This is a genomic window from Iodobacter arcticus, assembly GCF_042664895.1.
GTDB lineage: Bacteria > Pseudomonadota > Gammaproteobacteria > Burkholderiales > Chitinibacteraceae > Iodobacter > Iodobacter arcticus.
On record NZ_JBHTBQ010000033.1, the window covers coordinates 326,445 to 343,062 of the forward strand.

At 50.2% G+C, this 16,618-nt stretch carries 14 protein-coding genes; 12 read left to right on the forward strand and 2 right to left on the reverse strand.

Translation table 11 applies throughout. The features are described 5' to 3' along the window. Positions 1–196 precede the first annotated feature (196 nt). Together tssC and tssB are read right to left on the reverse strand one after the other, a co-directional pair. A complete protein-coding gene (gene tssC / locus ACFQNF_RS15470; protein ID WP_046352863.1) occupies positions 197–1,675 on the reverse strand; it encodes a type VI secretion system contractile sheath large subunit in 1,479 nt (492 codons plus the stop codon). A gap of 16 nt (positions 1,676–1,691) precedes the next feature. Then, a complete protein-coding gene (gene tssB / locus ACFQNF_RS15475) occupies positions 1,692–2,258 on the reverse strand; it encodes a type VI secretion system contractile sheath small subunit (protein WP_380188825.1) in 567 nt (188 codons plus the stop codon). A 300-nt stretch (positions 2,259–2,558) separates the two neighbouring features. Between tssB and ACFQNF_RS15480 the strand changes: the two genes are divergently transcribed. From ACFQNF_RS15480 to ACFQNF_RS15535, 12 genes are all read left to right on the forward strand, one after another. Beyond that, entirely contained in the window at positions 2,559–2,948 is a 390-nt protein-coding gene (locus ACFQNF_RS15480) for a hypothetical protein (protein WP_380188826.1), read from the forward strand. A 474-nt stretch (positions 2,949–3,422) separates the two neighbouring features. Beyond that, complete coding sequence (gene tssK / locus ACFQNF_RS15485) at positions 3,423–4,784, forward strand: type VI secretion system baseplate subunit TssK (protein ID WP_380188827.1); 1,362 nt, start codon at positions 3,423–3,425, stop codon at positions 4,782–4,784. Further along, a complete protein-coding gene (locus tag ACFQNF_RS15490; protein ID WP_380188828.1) occupies positions 4,777–5,496 on the forward strand; it encodes a DotU/TssL family secretion system protein in 720 nt (239 codons plus the stop codon). The genes tssK and ACFQNF_RS15490 overlap by 8 nt, the downstream gene beginning before the upstream one ends. A gap of 3 nt (positions 5,497–5,499) precedes the next feature. Further along, positions 5,500–9,300 carry a type VI secretion system protein gene (locus tag ACFQNF_RS15495; protein WP_380188829.1) on the forward strand — a complete coding sequence of 1,267 codons (3,801 nt, stop codon included), beginning with the start codon at positions 5,500–5,502 and terminating at the stop codon, positions 9,298–9,300. Next, positions 9,297–10,385 (forward strand): type VI secretion system protein TssA, encoded by a 1,089-nt coding sequence (gene tssA, locus ACFQNF_RS15500; RefSeq protein ID WP_380188830.1) that lies wholly within the window; start codon positions 9,297–9,299, stop codon positions 10,383–10,385. Before ACFQNF_RS15495 ends, tssA begins: the two co-directional genes overlap by 4 nt. 127 nt (positions 10,386–10,512) lie before the next feature. Continuing rightward, a complete protein-coding gene (gene tssI / locus ACFQNF_RS15505; protein WP_380188831.1) occupies positions 10,513–13,158 on the forward strand; it encodes a type VI secretion system tip protein TssI/VgrG in 2,646 nt (881 codons plus the stop codon). Beyond that, positions 13,155–13,928: a DUF4123 domain-containing protein gene (locus ACFQNF_RS15510; RefSeq protein ID WP_380188832.1), complete on the forward strand. Its 774-nt coding sequence runs from the start codon at positions 13,155–13,157 to the stop codon at positions 13,926–13,928. Before tssI ends, ACFQNF_RS15510 begins: the two co-directional genes overlap by 4 nt. Positions 13,929–14,348: 420 nt before the next feature. Continuing rightward, positions 14,349–15,068 carry a DUF3304 domain-containing protein gene (locus ACFQNF_RS15515; protein WP_380188833.1) on the forward strand — a complete coding sequence of 240 codons (720 nt, stop codon included), beginning with the start codon at positions 14,349–14,351 and terminating at the stop codon, positions 15,066–15,068. Between the two features lie 2 nt (positions 15,069–15,070). Continuing rightward, entirely contained in the window at positions 15,071–15,481 is a 411-nt protein-coding gene (locus ACFQNF_RS15520; protein ID WP_380188834.1) for a hypothetical protein, read from the forward strand. Between the two features lie 10 nt (positions 15,482–15,491). Then, positions 15,492–15,671 (forward strand): hypothetical protein, encoded by a 180-nt coding sequence (locus tag ACFQNF_RS15525; protein WP_380188835.1) that lies wholly within the window; start codon positions 15,492–15,494, stop codon positions 15,669–15,671. Continuing rightward, positions 15,668–16,399: a DUF3304 domain-containing protein gene (locus ACFQNF_RS15530; protein WP_380188836.1), complete on the forward strand. Its 732-nt coding sequence runs from the start codon at positions 15,668–15,670 to the stop codon at positions 16,397–16,399. Before ACFQNF_RS15525 ends, ACFQNF_RS15530 begins: the two co-directional genes overlap by 4 nt. A 2-nt stretch (positions 16,400–16,401) precedes the next feature. Then, the coding region (locus ACFQNF_RS15535) for a hypothetical protein (protein ID WP_380188837.1) at positions 16,402–16,618 on the forward strand (217 nt) is incomplete at its 3' end.

Here is a 16,618-nt window from a genome sequence, read left to right on the forward strand (position 1 = left end):
TGATGGTGGTGTTGATTGACGGCTTGGGTGGAACCCGCCGTGGTTTAGCTTGCCGTGGGCACAGTGGCCTATGCGTATCGAATGAGCCTCGTAGGGCGGGTGAAACCCGCCGGACTCTGGCATGAAATATAAGGAAAACGGCGGGTTTCACCCGCCCTACGAAAAGCAAAACGGGCACGCTCACCCTACAAACACCTCAAGCCGCAGGCGGTGGCAGTTCTGCTACCAGTCGGATGGATGCGGTGAGCTCTTCCAGTTGAAAGTGCGGGCGTAAAAAGACGGTGGCGCGGTAGGAGCCAGGCTTGCCTGCTACTTCGGTCACGTCAACACGGGCTTCTCGCAGCGGGTATTGCGCTTTGATTTCTTGCGGGGCGTTGTCGTTGATCAGCACGTAATCGGCGATCCAGTTGTTCAGATAGCTTTGAACATTGTCTCGCGTCATAAAGCTGCCGATTTTGTCCCGCATGATCACTTTGATGTAATGGGCAAAGCGGGATGCGGCTAACACATAGGGCAACATGCCGGAGATATTGGCGTTGGCATTGGCTTGCGGGGTGTTGTAGGTCTTGGGTTTGTTGGTGGTTTGCCCGCCAAAGAACACAGCCAGATCGGTGTTCTTTTTGTGGCAAAGTGCAATAAAGCCCAGATCGTTCAGCTCTTTTTCGCGCCGGTCGGTAATTGGCACTTCGGTTGGGCATTTCAGTGTTTTATCACCCGATGCGGTAGAAAAAGTATGCGATGGCAGGCCCGCTACTGCGCCGCCGCCTTCTACGCCACGAATCGCCGCGCACCAGCCATAGAGTGAAAATGCATTAGTGATGCGTTGTGCCAGCGCCCATGAGGCATTGCCCCATAGATATTTGCTGGCGTCGGTGCCGTCTACGTCTTCCACATAATTCATGCCTTCGGTGGGCAGGGTGTCCGGGCCGTAAGGCAGGCGCAGCAATACATGCGGCAAGACGAGTGACACATAGCGGGAATCTTCGCTGGCCCTAAAGCTTTGCCATTTAATCAGCTCGCTACTTTCAAATAATTTAGCCAGATCGCGCGGCAGGCCCAGCTCGGCAAAGCTGCTCATATCAAAGAGCTTAGGATTGGCTGCAGCGATAAAGGGCGCGTGTGCGGCAGCGGCCACATTAGATAGTTTTTCTAAGAGCGCGATATCTTGCGGATGACGGCCAAATTTATAGTCGCCCACCAATACGCTGAAAGGGTGGCCACCAAAGGTGCCGTATTCTTCTTCGTAAATCTGTTTAAATAAAGCGCTCTGGTCAAATTCAACCGCTTTTTCCAGATCGGTTTGCAGATCTTTGCGCGATACATTCATCAGGCGCAGCTTAAGACGCGTGCCGGTTTCGGTGTTCATCACTAAATAATGCAGGCCGCGCCAAGAGGCTTCCAGCTCCTGCACATCTTTGTGATGCATGATTTGATTCAGCTGGGTGCTGATCAGCTCGTCGATGTCTTTAATACGCTGGTTAATCATCGCCACCGTATCTTTATCAATTTTCATGACGCCATCGAGCACTTGCGTGGCAAATTCGCCTAGCAAATCGGTGGCATGGCTTTTCTGGCTTTCATCCAGCGCCATTTTTCCGTCTTTGATAATACTGTCGAGCAGGCTGAGCGTGGCAGTTGCTCCGCCTGCCGCTGCTGCTGGCTGTGTTTCTGGCATGGTGATTCTCCGTCAATTAAGCGGCTGCAGGGGCAGGCTCTGGGGTAGCAGGTAGGGCAGATTGAATTTCTTTCAGCCCCTCGGTATTGGCAACCACGTCTTGCAATAATTTATCCAAATCATCATTGCCATCAAGCTTGCCCAAGAGATCCCTCAGGCGTTGACGGGCCTCAAACAGCTTTTTCAGCGGCGCTACTTTATTCACGATGCTGATTGGGTCGAAATGATTGAAGTCGGTTGATTTGGCGGCTGCATTTTTATCGTCTAGGCTTTTTGGCTCATAAAAATTCAGCTCGATATTGAGCTTGCTGCCATCCCCAGCAATGGTGTTATCCACCTGAATGGCCAGCCTTGGGCTGATGGATTCGAGCACTTCAATAAAGTTATCTCTATCAATATTGATAAAGCGTCGCTCGCTTAATTTAGGCAGCGGTGCCTTGGGCTGACCGGAGAGGTCAGACAGAATGCCGACCACCAGCGGAAGTTCTTTTTTCTCAATCGCATTGCCAATCTCTACGTCGTAAGTGATTTGTACGCGGGGAGGGCGAACGCGATCCAGTTTGTGTTGGGTGCTTTCTGTCATGACGGCCTCATAGTTGTAAGCTGCCGGGTTGAGAAGGTTCCACCTTGGAAGGGCGTAATTTCTTACATAGAAGGAACACTAAAGCTGGCGGCTTAATTTATCGCTTGGTTTGTTGAATCTAGAAGACGATTCTTGTAAATGCAAACATTTAGTTGGAAGTTTTAAGAAAGTTATTTCTATAATAAGAAATAATTAATACAAGTTTTTGTAAGCTATTGGACGGGCGCTGTGCAGGGTTCACTTAAACTCTTTGCTGTTATGCGGGTGCTGGCCTTATGCCTGGCGGTGGGGGGCTGCTCGATGTTTAAGCCCAGCATTAAGCTAAGCAGCGTGTCGTTTTCTGTGGCCAGCTTAGCCAATGAGGACACGCCTATCCCGATTGATTTGGTGGCGGTGGATGATGAGGAACTGCTAAAAAAACTGCTTATCCTGCCCGCTTCACAATGGTTTGAACAACGCGCCCAACTCCAGCGTGATTTTCCACTGGCGCTTTACGTCTGGAGCAGAGAGCTTGTGCCAGGACAGCGATTAGATATCACCGATGCGCCTTTAAAGGGGCAGCGAGGATCGGTGGTGCTAGTTTACGCAGGCTACAGCTCACCCGGCATGCACCGGCTTAGGCTGGATCAGCAGAAAAATGTAATTTTGTATTTAGACAGCCAGGACGTGCGCTGGGTGAGTGGGGAGTGAGGCGTTTGATTTGTTATGTGCAGAAAAACCCAAACCTTGAACCACAAAGGGCACAGAGAACACGGAGTTTCACGGAGAAAAATAAGGGGTAGTGAGTCTAATGCCGTTCACTTAAGCCACAACCTTGCTTCTCTCCTTCGTCGAAGGGGGCTAGGGGGGATTTCTGCACTGTTCGGACGACTCTTGTCGCTGAGTCAAATCCCCCTCAATCCCCCTTTTACAAAGGGGGAGGCTAAGGTCAAAAGCCTTAAGCGAACGGCATTAAGCAGGAAGTCAGTTTTATATTTAGTTGCTTGGGTTTAGATCACTGTTTATTTCGCGGGATACATATCAATTTAAGTAGAGCTTATATCGTGCAAATTGCGTAGGGCGGGTGAAACCCGCGAGCAATGGTTAATGAGTACGGGGGTAAGCACCCCCTAGGAATGACCTTCTGCTTAAGATAAAAAAACAAATCACCATTCAGGGGATCACGTGGCGCACATTCCGGAAGCTATTTGCTGGTCTGAGGGCATGCAGCTCTTGCCACAGCACTTTCAGCAGCAGTCTTTGCGCGCCGAAATACTGGCTGCGCAGTATGCCGCAATGGCACAGCCTTATTACTGGGGTGTGCTGAATGTGGAAATCGATGAAACGGCTTTAATTAGCGGCACATTACGCGTGCTGGCGCTGGAGGCCATCTTGCCTGATGGTCTGTGGCTTTGCATCAAGCCCGGAGTTCATCCACCACTAGAACTTGATTTTAAACCGCTACTTGCCGCTGCCCCGCAGCATATCAGCACCCTTTATTTGCTTGTGCCGCCCTTGTATAGGGCGGGCGCTTTAGATAGCAGCGGGCGGCGGTATGTTTCGCTGGAGAGCGATGATATTCCAGATTTAGTCAGTAAGGAATCGCCCGCTACCTTAACGCTCTGGCGGCCTAATCTGGCTATTTTGGATGAGCAACATCGCGCTGATGGTGTGAGCTTGCCCCTGCTGCGGGTTGAAGAAGGCGCGGGTGGTTTTGCTAAAAAAGAATATTTCCCGCCTCAGGCCAGAGTGTTGCCAGAATCTTTGCTGGGTAAGCGCATCGCCACAATCTGCACGGAAATGCGGGAAAAATGTGCTTTTCTTTCCGGCCGTTTAAGGCAGGCACAGCAGGCGAATAATGAGGGCGATATGGCCAGATTAGATCGCCAACTGGCCGCGCTATGGGCAAGATTGCCCGAGTTGCAGAGCGCTCTGGATAGCCGGGTAGCTCATCCTTTAAGCCTGTACTTGATTTTAAGCGGCATCGCTGGCCTGGCGTGCGCGCTTAATCCTTTGGCGGGTGTGCCTTCGTTTCGTGCCTTTAATTACGAGGAATTGCTGGCGTGTTTTGATGAAATCATCGACTTTTTATCTAAGTCGGTAGCAAGGATTAAGGCCGGTTACCGGCGCTGTGTATTTGAAACCAGCGGCTCTGGCTTTGTGATTCAACCCCCTGCGCCACTGCAACATAGCCATCAGTGGATTATTGGTGTGCAAATGCCCGATGGCCTGCCAGAAGACGCGGCGCGTCTTTGGTTGGATCGAAGTGTGATTGCTTCTGTATCGCAGCTGGAAACCCTGCAAAAGCAAAGAATGCGCGGCATTTTACACCGTCCTCTTGATCGGCAGGAGCAGGCCAGTTATAGCGTGGGCGAAGATACCCGCTTGTTTACTTTGTATGAGTTTGGCGAGTGGTTTAAGCCTGACGAGCTGCTTTGCATTGCCGTGCTGTCATCCTCTATGGCTGCCGAGCCTTTAGAAATTGTCCTTTTTGTTCCAGAAGCCAGCGATGATATTCCAACGCTGAGCGAGGCAAATCATGACTGAATATTCCCGTTATCCGCTGCCACTTAAGCAGGCGTTCTGTCAGGTATGGGAAGACTGGCTGCTGCTTGCGCCAGGCTTATTAAGCAGCGCAGAGCCTGCTGACACTTTATTGCTACGTGTTACCGAAGAAGGCAGCGTATTAGCGCGCCGTGTCTATCGAACGGTGATGACACAGGCAGGTGCGGCCAATGCGGTGCAGGCACAGGCGGTGCAATACGCTTTTGTTGCGTTGCTCGATGAAGTTTTGCTGTTTGCCGATTGGAGCGGGCAGGCGGGTTGGCAGATAACACCCTTGGAGTTTCGCTTATTTAATACCCGCACCGCAGGTGAAACGCTGCCCGATGAAATCTCGCGGCTGATGACAAGGCAAGACGCAGGTGAGCGCGATTTAGCCGCTGTTTATCTTATGACGCTGGTACTGGGTTTTCGAGGGCGCTTGCGCCGGGACCCTGGCCGGTTTGAAGCGTGGTGTACCGCCTTATTTGCGCAGGTTTATCAGCGCGAGCCAGATGTGCAGCTGCTGGGTAAAGTACTGGAGGGCGATAGTGTGGCCCAGCCCTTGCAGCTGACAGAGCGAAAAATGTTGCCAGATAGTTTTAGGTTGCTGCTGATACTGGCCTTGCTTTTGATCGTGATGTTGGGGATTAGCCAGCTGTTCTGGCGCGATATTTATACCCATATCAATATTGCACATCCGCAGTTGCGAGGCTAAGCCGTGAAGCTGCTGATGATTTTGCTGATTGTTATTGTGGTGTTGGTCTTGCTGTGGCTGTGGCGGAATAAGGCTGATCGCCTAGGCCGAAGCTTTATTGAATCGGTGCGGCAAATGGAGAAAGAATGCAGCATAGAAGGGCGCTATCAAGTGCCTTGGCTGCTGCTTTTGGGGGATGACCAAAAAAATAGCGAGTCTTTATGCCGCGCTTGGCAATTAAAAACAGCAGAAAAAGCCGCTTGGTTTGGGCGTTTTTGCTATAGCAGCGATGCCGTTGTGCTGCTGCCGCCGCATGATATGTATCAGCAGGCAGAAGGCGCTTTGGCGGTTTTATCAACATGGCGGCGCTTATTGGCTTCTTTGCTTCGCGTGCGGGGGCAAAGGCCGATTGATGCGGTGATTTGGGCGGTTTCTGCCGAGCGTTTACTTCGTAAGGATGCCGTACTGGATGTAGCGCAATGCAAGCAGTTTCAGGATGCACAGCAAAGGCTGGGGCAAACGTTACCTGTGTATTGGTTGATTACGGGCTTACAAGATTTAAATGGTGTGAATGAGCTGATTGAATCGCTGCCCGATCAGGCGCAGGAAGGCGTGCTGGGCTGGTCGTCGGTATTACCTTTAAGTGCGGCTTATCAGCGGGATCATCTTGATAGTGCTATCGGCCAGATACAAAGGCAGCTAAGTGATTGTATTGCTGAGATCGCCACTTTAAACGGGGGCGTAAGCGATAGTTTGTATTTGCTGCCAAGGCAGCTGGATGTGTTGCGCTTGCCTTTGCACACTTTGGGTGAGGCTGCTTTTCAAACGAATGCCATGGGCGATGCGCCTGTCTTGCGCGGTGTGTATTTTGTGGCCAGCTACGCTCATCCGCAGAGTGAAACCGATGTTTTTGCACCGCAGCCAGAGCCCTTGCCTGATACACCGGTGTTTGCTGCCCGTCTTTTACGCCAGCGTATTGCAGCAGAGCGTGGCCTGGCGCAGCCTATTGTGCGGATTTTGGCGCTACGGCAGCGCTGGTATCGTCTGGCCCGCCTGATTGCCGTGATCTTTTGCTCATTGTGGTTGCTGGCGATGGTCTGGGTTTGGCAGCAGGCGCGGCAAGACGCCATTGTTTTAAATCGGGCGCTGAGCGCCTTAGGCAATGAGTCATCGCAAACCGAGAGCGATCTGGGCGGGCAGTCTGCTGTTGCCCTGTGGCGCGCATTGTTTGCGGTGCCTCGCTTGGATTTTGAAAATGCAGTTTTTCCTGGGTCTTTATTGTCAAATTTTGATCAGTCATTGGCAGAAAAGGTAGCGGGGTTTTTACAAACCGAATGGTTTTTACCTGTGTATGGGCAACTGCAGGCTGATTTAAAGACGATGCAGCTCGAAGGCGAGAGCATAGAGAAAAAGAGCCGCGATGAAGCAGCTAGCCCGGAAACATGGCCGCGCTATTTAAGCGCGCAACGCTTGGTGCAGCAGGCCAAAGCGCTGGAGCAGAATATGGCTTCGTATCACCGGGCTTTACGCGGGGGGGCAGATGCGCTGGCTCAGTTAAGCGAGCTGTCTAATCGCTTATGGGACAGCGATTTTCGCCCGGAGCGCTTGCCACTGCGTAACCGCCTAGAGGTGATTTTAAGCCAGTATGCCTTGTGGATGGGGAGACCGCTTAAATTGGAAGAAGCCACTCAAGAAGCGCAGCAGCACTTTTTGGAGTTGATGCAGGGCTGGTTAAACCGCCTGTATGCCGACGCCACTTTTATTGAAACGGCCGATAGCGTGCAACAAGAACTAAGCGCTTTACAGGGAGGGGAGCGGAACAACTATGCAGAGCTGAAACATTTAAATGAGCAAATCAGTTTACTTAGGCAACTGATTGCTGCGACCAATGTAGCTTGGAGTAGTGCCTCCGGGCAGGATCTGGTGCCCGGCTACAGTGATATGCTTAATCAGGCAAGGACAAGTCGTTTTATTGGCAAAGAGCTGGTGCAAAAAATAGAGGCGCACTCGGCCATGCTGCGTAAAGCATTTAAGGAGCGCTGGTCAAACCGCGAATCATCGCTGACCGCACGTGGGGAGGTGGGCCTAAAAGAAGACGTGTTGCAATTGCAAGCGGCGATTACCTACTTGTTACAGCAGAGTTTTGTGGTGAAAGCACACACGGCAGGTACACAGGCGGTGGCGGGCAGTTTAAAGGAAATGAGCGAGGCAAGGCTGGTAGAGGCTTTGTCTATTTATCAGGAAAGGCAGCGCTATCAGACGCAAACCTTGGCCAAAGTGCCCGATGCCTATCGGCTTGGTTTAAGTAGTTTTGCTAGTAAAAGCGCGGCAAATGCCATGTGGTTTATGATGGGCGGGCATGCTGTTGATGATCTTGGGCAAAGAAATGCGGTTGATAGTGTTGATGGTTTAATTCGTGCTGCGCCAGAAATAAAGGCCGCTTTGCTTGATTTGGGCCGAACAGATCTAGCCAATGAGTTTGTGAGAGAAATGAACGAGCGCGCACTGGCTGTGCTGCGTCAGGCTGATTCACAGCAGGTGGAGATGGCACCTTATCAGCCTAAACAAGCGACATTTTCTTGGTGGGATGGTAAGAAAAATGCAAGCTTTAAAGCATTTAAAGTCAATAATTCACTGGAGTTACAGCAATATCTGAAGCGGCAGCTTGAGCAAATCAGTGCACTTTCTGCCAAACAAGAAAGCGTATTGGATTGGCTGAATGCACATCAGAAAAGCATGGGTAGCAAAGATTTACAAGCATTTGCCCGTTGGCGGGTGGTGGCGGCGGAGCTGAAAAAATTTAAGGAAAAAGCACCGGACAGCGGGCCTGCATTTCTGACTCAGATCATTAGCAAAGATTTAAATGAGATGGACGTCAGTAGCTGCCATAGCGTTTTGCAGCAGCTGGAGTTGCCCGCCGGATCAAGCTTGTTTGCAGAGCGTGCCCAGCGCCTAGTGCAAATGGCTAATGATCGCTGTAGCGGGCTACGTAGCCAAAGCAGCGCCTATGCCTGGCAGCAGTTATCAGCCTATTTTAATCTGTATGTAGCCGGGCGCTTCCCCTTTGCGGCCAATGCTAATGCGCCCGATGCAGAGATCGAGCGGGTAACGACTTTGCTGCGTTTAATTGATACCCACTTGCCTGCTGCTGAGGCGGGGCTGGATGAGAGCGATTCGGTGCATAAGGAAGCCGCAAAGCTCTATCTACAAGGCTTGCAATATACCCGTGAATTGCTTGGGCCGATTTTGTTGCGGGGCACGGTAGAGCAGCCGCAGCCTGCAGGTCTTGATCTGGATGTGCAATGGCGTAGTGATAAAGATAAAGAGCAGGGGGCAGATCAGGTGATTGAGTGGGGGCTGACCGTGGGTACGCAGCGCCAGCGTTATCCGCAGGGCGAGCGCGGCAAATTGCGTTGGCTGGTTGGGCAGCCTTTGAATTTTTCTCTGCGCTGGGCGGCAGATTCTGCGCAGCGACCGCTGGAAGAAATCAGTCAGCCAGCCTTAATGGTATTCGAGCAAGGTGCCGAGTGGCGTTATACAGGTTCGTGGTCTTTGCTGCGATTTTTGCGTAACCACCGCGCGCCGCCCGGCATGGTTTTGCAGGAGGAATACAGCTATCCCGCCTTATTATTTAGCTTGCCAATCGGGGGGCAGGCTAAAGATAAGCCTAGGGCGCAAATGTTTGCCCGTTTTGGCATTAGCGCGGTAGGAGCCAAAGCCTTGTTGCCGGTTCAGCTGCTGAATGCCTTGCCGCTGAAAGCACCAGCTTCACCTTTCAGACAGATTGTCCTGCCTGATTCTGATAAGTTATTGGGGGCTCCATGAACGTAGAAATTAAGCCCGGCGGTTTACAAGGTAGCCTGGAATCGCTGCTGCAGCCTATTTCGCAGGATGCGCCTTGCGGTATCTCAATCCGCTACGAAGCGGAATACGATTTGCTGCGCGAAGCCAAAAGGGAAGACGATACCAGCCTGCCTACCGGTATTTGGCAGGCCGAGGTGAAGCGCGGCGATTGGTCTACGGTTGAAAAACTAGGCCGGCAGATTTTACAAAGCCGTAGCAAAGATCTAACGGTGGCCGTTTGGCTGGGTGAGGCCTGGATGCACCGACGCGGGGTTGAAGGCTTAAGCGCGGCGATTAGCCTGCTCTTGGGGCTGTGCCAGCGTTACTGGGATACGGTGCATCCTTTGCCGCAAGATGGCGATATGAGCTATCGCACAGGGCCGCTAGCTTGGGGCGTGCATGCTTATAGCACCTTGCTTTTATCTCGTATGCCCTTGCCGGTGCTGGATCAGCGTAGCGATCTGGATGGCTTTACCCTGGCGGATTGGCGAGTGTGGCAAAAGCATTTAGGATTGGATCAGGGGAAAGCCACCAGTAAATCAGCGCTTCCTTTGCTTGAAGCCGCCAAAAAAACCACGCAAAAAGTGAATGATGCTATTCGTGCTGTGGACGTTAATATCTTACGCAGCGCTCACGGCTTTATTATTCATGGCCTGACGCAAATAATGGAATTATCGCAAACTTGCGATCAGAAAATGGGCAACGATGCGCCCACTTTTCAGCCCTTGTTTCTGCTGATGCAGGAGCTTGAAATTATTCTGAAGGATTGGCTAGCTATGCATCCACAGCCCCTGCAAATTGTCCCCGATATTGTGCTGCCTAGCTCGGTAGAAAAAAAGCCTGAGCCACTGCCGTTTTTACAGCCCGCCAGCCGCGAAGAAGCCTATCGGCAGTTGCAGCTGATTGCTGATTACCTTGCCCGAACCGAGCCCCACAGCCCCGTGCCCTATCTGATCTATCGCAGCGTGGAGTGGGGCAATAAGCCGCTCAGAGATTTACTGGCCGAGTTGATTTCGAGTGATGCAGAAGCCAGAAGACTCTGGTCCTTGCTGGGGGTGTTGCCTTGAGTGTAAGTGTATTTACTTACGTATAATGTATGATTATTACTTAAAAATATCAGTCTATTGTAATTTTTAAATAGAGTGGCAAGGCGTCTGTTATGATGCTTGATTAATTGTTATTGAGAAAAAGCCCATGCGCACTGATCAGCTTCTTGCCTCATTTGCTGCTGCTTTTTCACAAAACCAGCGGCTTGTTTCCCTGCAACTTGGGACCGGCGGGGCATGGGGCGAGCAGTTGTTGCCGCAACGAGTTGAAGGCAGCGAGGGGATTAACCAAGCTTACCGCTATCAAGTCGATTGCTTATCTCCCGACGCTGCGCTTGAGCTTAAATCCTTGCTTGGTTTGCCGGTTGTTTTATCGGTGGCTGATGCCAATGGCGGAGAGATAGCCCGTTGTGGTGTCATTTCCCAAGCGCAATTACTAGGCTCGGATGGTGGCTTTGCTAAATATTCCATCACCGTAGAGCCACCTTTTGCGCTGCTCAGATACCGCCGCACTTCTCGCGTTTTTCAGGATTTATCCATCGTTGATATTGTGAAGCAGGTAATGGCCGAGCATCAGGCCAAAAACCCTGTATTTGCATCGGTGCAAACGCTGGATTTCAAGCTATCTGGCACGCACGCACCGCGATCCTACTGCATGCAGTACCGAGAATCAGACTTCGACTTCATCACACGACTATTGGCGGAAGAAGGCTTGGCATGGCGGTTTGAGCATCTGGCTGGAGATAATCCACAGGTCCAATTGCTGATCTTTGACGACGCCTTTGCGATTCCAGAGGCACAAGAATCATTGGTTCGCTTTCACCGAGCTGAGGCGGTTGAAGAGAGTGATGCACTCACCGAGTGGAATAGCCAGCGTCAAGTAGGCAGTAGCTCGGTCTCTTTGGCGAGCTTTGATTACAAAACCACCATGACAAACCAAAGCTTTGATGAAAGTTATATCGACCAAGGCGACGGTGGGCAACAGCTACAAGCTAGCTTTGAAGATTACGATCCGCAAGCGCTCTATTACGCCAGTGATGCTGAGGACCTAAGCCACTACGCAAGGCTTCGTCAGCAAGCGTTGGACGCGCAAAAGAAATCTTTCACCGGCTCCGGCACTTTGCGCAGTTTGCAAGCAGGGCAGTGGTTTCGCCTAGAAGATCACCCCGCCCACGAATATGATGCCGCCGAACAAAGAGAATTCGTCGTAACCGAGCTGAAATTCACGGCCAATAATAATTTTCCAGCGGATTTAACCCAGCAACTTGGCCTAGTTGCGCCTAGCCTACTGGTTGCTGACGCCGCCAAACCCTATCAGGCTGACTTCACCGCCCAAAGACGCGGCCAGCCGATTGCGCCTAATTTTGCTCATTCAGAACACAGCAAGCCCAAAAGCCGAGGCGTGCAAACGGCCACCGTAGTCGGCCCTGCTGGATCAGAAGTCCATACCGACGAGCTAGGGCGAATTAAGCTGCAGCTGCACTGGCAGCGTGCCGCAGAACATCCCGAATTCGGCGCAAACCTAGACGATAAGTCGTCCTGCTGGGTTCGCGTCGCCTATCCATCGGCGGGCGCAGGTTTCGGTCATCAATTTATCCCTAGGGTGGGGATGGAGGTGACTGTAAGCTTTATAGAGGGAGATATCGACCGCCCGATTGTCACCGGCACTGTTTATAACGGTAACCATTCAGTGCCAAATTTTAGCGGCGCAGGTGCTTTGCCCGCCAATAAAACGCTCTCTGGTGTCAAGACTAAAGAGTTTGAGGGCGGCCAATATGGTGAGCTGCTGTTTGACGACACCAAAGGCGAAGTGCGCACTAAATTATCCAGTGAGCACGGTAAAACCCAGCTCAACCTTGGTTACTTAATTCATCCAAGAAGCGAAGGCAAAGGCGAGCCACGCGGCGAAGGTTTCGAGCTGCACACCGACAAACAAGGCGCAATCCGCGCTAATGGCCTGCTGATCAGCACCGAAGCCAAAAACGGCGCATCTGGCAAACAACTCGACCACACACCCGCGCAAAGCCAGCTCGAATCTGCCTTTGCGTTGGCGCAAAGCCTAGGCGAAACGGCGACCAATCAACTCGCCGACACCATCGAAACCGGCGATGGCGATAAAACCGTCAAGCCAGACAATAGCGCAGGCGATAAAGCCACTACCGGCCATCTGCACCACCTTGTTCACGCCAGCAAAAGCTTTGAAGCGGGAAGTAATGCCGACAAAAACGGCAAGAGCAAATCCAAAGATCAAGCAGGCCAGCAAAAAATCATCCTGCTACACGGCGAGGATGGCGTAGCGATCACCAGCCCGCAAAGCCAAACGATGACCGCAGGCACAAACCTTGATCTAGTCGCCCAAAGAGACACAAATCAAACCTCCGGCCGCCGCTGGATACACAACGTCGGCCAACATATCAGCTTATTTGTAGCGGGGGTAAAAGACCAAATTGCGCTGAAAATCATCGCAGCCAAAGGCAAAATCCAGCTGCAAGCACAAAGCGACGATATTGAAATTACCGGCGATAAAGACCTAAAAGTGACGGCTTGCAAAGGGCTGCTCAGTGTTTCGGCTAAAGATGAAATTTTAGTCACGGCAGGTGGCGGCTATATCCGGCTAAAAGGCGGCAATATCGAGATTCATTGCCCAGGGAAAGTGAGCATTAAGGGCGCGAATCATGATGTGAGTGGGCCAGCGAAAATGAACCCGATTTTGCCTGCTTTTCCTAATACAATTTGTAAATCCTGCCTGCAAAAAGCAAATGCTGCAGGTAGCCCTTTTGCGACTCGATTATGAAAAATATTGATGCTTATCCAGCAGAAACTAAAGCAAATATTCAGGCTTGGCTTTCATCTTTGGAGTCTGAAACATTTTATGTTTATGCATTAATTGATCACAGCTTTGATCCACGATTAATAAAAAAACTGAGAAATAAAATCAGATGGGTTTCTTTGTATCAAGATGAAGGGGTAGATATCGATATATCGCCCATCCTGTGTCATTTTGAGGATATAGCCCATATTGAAAATCAAATGGATGTGTTATTGAAAGCAACAAACGAGCAGCCGATGCTGAGTTTTTGGCTAAGCGCTTTAGAGCCTGAGGTGATGTATGGCCATTTTGCAAGTTATACCGATGTAACTATTCTGCCGGAAAAACTCAGCTATATGCTGCGCTATGCAGATACACGTATCTTGCCTAATTTGCTAGATGCCATGCAGGATGAGCAGAGGGCGCAATTTATGGGCGCTTTTTATTCTGGAATTTATTTTAATCGCGCGGCGGAGATGGTTGAATTAAAGGGGTGCGATCAATTAAAGCCTAATGATTCTCCTCTTTGTATTACAGAGCAGCAATTCACCCTGATGCTTGATGTTTCTCAGCCTGATCAGATTATTCAGCAATTAAGAAAACTGGGGCTAACTGCCGAATTGATTATGAGCGAATCACAAATATATACGCTGGTAAAACAGCTTTGCAGTGAAGCCCATACGGCAGGCATGACTGATTTTGCCGAGCTGCGGGCTTATTGTATTGAGAAATTTATTGAGATCACCTCTGCTTAAATGGTATTTTTTTGCAAACCCTAGCAGCCTGTCGGACTTAGGCGGTCGCAGCGAAAAATTGCATGGTTGAGACCAGATTTTGCCGGATTTGCAGCGCCAATAAGGAGTTATCTATCAATTATTGGGTGAAATATGGGCCAATCAGGTGATTTTGCAGCCGACTGATGCTAAGTCCGACAGGCTGCTAGCACTAAGGAAACGCTGATTGACGCGTCATTCCCGAATGTTTTTGTCGGGGATCCAGTGCGAAGGATAGATTTCTGTCTGCGCGGGAATGAGGGAATTGAATTAAGCAGCGTTTTGCTAAGTGAGTGCTGGATATAAGTCCTTTGGCATAACATCTTGCACTGTTCAATCATGCGTTTGCATTTAAAAATGTCTGATCACTTATGCCGAACTACGTATAGGTCGAGTTAAAAAATGAAATTAATTCAAGCAAAAACCCATCTCGGCTACTGGGTGATTCTTCTTGCGCTGAGCGCTTGCCGCCCCGCAGAGTCTGAAGCGGTGGGGAAGCGTGTTGACGCAAATAGCGTGACGGTGTCGGTGGATGCAGTGAATTATCAGCATGATCTCGATGTGCAATACACCTTAAAAGATGCCAGTAATAATGCCGTTGGAGGCGCGATTGTTGGTTTGTTAGAGGGGCCTGGCGCTAAGAATTGTTGCACTTTGCTGCCCAAAAAATGGCGGCCTGGCTTGAAATATCATTTGTCTTGGGAGGAGGGGGGCGCCAAGGAAATCTCGCCGATTAGGCAAGAGCGCACGCTGGAGCTTCCGCGTTACAGCGCACCTGGCGATCTTTATGTGCTGTTTTATCCTAATCATGAAGTGGAGCTAATCGCCTCGCCGGTAGAGCCGGGGCATGCCAATTGGGCGGGAAGGGAGAAAGCGGGGGCGTTAACGGCTTGTGTGGCGAGATTGTCGGAGAAAGAGTGTCGGAAGCATTTGCCGAAGTATCGGCCTAGATCTCCCGATGCTGTTGCTGCTGGGATGCGGGATACATGTCAAGAAGATGCAATTATTCAATCTTCCAATGAAGCTATAAATCGCCAAGCTTGTGAAGAAATGCAAAAGGAATGTTATGAGAAATGGGCCGTTTCTGATAAAGCGATGTGTAAACCTACTTATAAGGATTAATAATGTCGGTACGATTTGCTGAATCGCTTATTAATAGACCTAATCCTATTAAATTAGAGGGTGTGGAATACCAAGTTGCATCAAAAAACCTCGGTGATCTTTCTTGTCTCGATTGCGACCAAGATATCTTCCTCGGCTTCTTTTTTGATGGCACAAATAATAATAAATATTACTCAACTGAAAATTTTAGCCATAGCAATATTGCTCGCCTATATGAGGTTTATGCAGGCTTTCCAAGCGCAGATAAATTGGAAATCAGCAGGCCAGAGCTTAAAGCGCAAAAGCTAAAGGACATTAAGAAGGATGAAGATAAAGACTGGCCTAAGGCGGTTCCGCAGGGTGAGCGGTGTTTTTATCGAAAAACCTATATTCCTGGCGTGGGCACGCCTAGGCGATATCACTTCGTCTGCTGAGAAAAGCTCCATGCTCTCTGCTGCGTATGCCAAGGTCGCTGAATATTCAGTTGATCTTCTTTCCAATAAGGGCGGTGAAGTCGCTGCACTATTCGGTGAAGTCAGGGTTGATTGGGCTTTGTTGCAGCTTACTAATCATTTGCATGAGGCCATTCTTGGTTCGCCGTATTTTATAAGAGCAAAACAATGAAATTAATTAAGGTAAAAGCGCATTTCGGCTACTGGGTGATTCTTCTTGCACTGAGCGCTTGCCGCCCCGCAGAGTCTGAAGCGGTGGGGAAGCGTGTTGACGCGAATAGCGTGACTGTGTCGGTGGATGCGGTGAATTATCAGCATGATCTCGATGTGCAATACACCTTGAAGGACGCGAGTAATAATGCCGTTGGAGGTGCGATTGTTGGTTTGTTAGAGGGGCCTGGCGCTAAGAATTGTTGCACTTTGCTGCCTAAAAAATGGCGGCCTGGCTTGAAATATCATTTGTCTTGGGAGGAGGGAAGCGCCAAGGAAATTTCGCCGATTAGGCAAGAGCGCACGCTGGAGCTTCCGCGTTACAGCGCACCTGGTGATCTCTATGTGTTGTTTTATCCCAATCATGAAGTGGAGCTAATCGCCTCGCCGGTAGAGCCGGGGCATGCCAATTGGGCGGGAAGGGAGAAAGCGGGGGCGTTAACGGCTTGTGTGGCAAGATTGTCGGAGAAAGAGTGTCGGAAGCATTTGCCGAAGTATCGGCTGGGGTCGAAGGAACAAATTGCGGCTGAATTTCGAGCGTCATGTCAATCTAATAAAATTAGAACGGCTAGTGATCCTGAAAATACTTCAAACTGGACCGCTCAAGATTGTGTGGAGATGCGTGATTATTGTTTGAAAGAAATGAAGATAAATAAAGCGATGTGTGAAATAAATTATCAGGAAGAATAATTATGGTAGCGAGATTTACTGAACTTTGCAGAGCTGAGCCGCTTTCCTTTGCAAAATCGGAGCAGATAGAGCGAGACAAAAACTCCGGTGATTACGCTTGTACCTCCTGCGATCAAGACATCTTCCTCGGCTTCTTTTTTGATGGCACAAATAATAATAAATATTACTCAACTGAAAATTTTAGCCATAGCAATATTGCTCGCCTATATGAGGTTTATG

What these genes read in the sequence shown, in the direction of transcription:
- tssC (WP_046352863.1), bottom strand. Translation starts at nt 1,675, where the DNA reads ATGCCAGAAACACAGCCAGCAGCAGCGGCAGGCGGAGCAACTGCCACG.
- tssB (WP_380188825.1), bottom strand. Translation starts at nt 2,258, where the DNA reads ATGACAGAAAGCACCCAACACAAACTGGATCGCGTTCGCCCTCCCCGC.
- ACFQNF_RS15480 (WP_380188826.1), top strand. Translation starts at nt 2,559, where the DNA reads ATGTTTAAGCCCAGCATTAAGCTAAGCAGCGTGTCGTTTTCTGTGGCC.
- ACFQNF_RS15490 (WP_380188828.1), top strand. Translation starts at nt 4,777, where the DNA reads ATGACTGAATATTCCCGTTATCCGCTGCCACTTAAGCAGGCGTTCTGT.
- tssA (WP_380188830.1), top strand. Translation starts at nt 9,297, where the DNA reads ATGAACGTAGAAATTAAGCCCGGCGGTTTACAAGGTAGCCTGGAATCG.
- tssI (WP_380188831.1), top strand. Translation starts at nt 10,513, where the DNA reads ATGCGCACTGATCAGCTTCTTGCCTCATTTGCTGCTGCTTTTTCACAA.
- ACFQNF_RS15510 (WP_380188832.1), top strand. Translation starts at nt 13,155, where the DNA reads ATGAAAAATATTGATGCTTATCCAGCAGAAACTAAAGCAAATATTCAG.
- ACFQNF_RS15515 (WP_380188833.1), top strand. Translation starts at nt 14,349, where the DNA reads ATGAAATTAATTCAAGCAAAAACCCATCTCGGCTACTGGGTGATTCTT.
- ACFQNF_RS15520 (WP_380188834.1), top strand. Translation starts at nt 15,071, where the DNA reads ATGTCGGTACGATTTGCTGAATCGCTTATTAATAGACCTAATCCTATT.
- ACFQNF_RS15525 (WP_380188835.1), top strand. Translation starts at nt 15,492, where the DNA reads ATGCTCTCTGCTGCGTATGCCAAGGTCGCTGAATATTCAGTTGATCTT.
- ACFQNF_RS15530 (WP_380188836.1), top strand. Translation starts at nt 15,668, where the DNA reads ATGAAATTAATTAAGGTAAAAGCGCATTTCGGCTACTGGGTGATTCTT.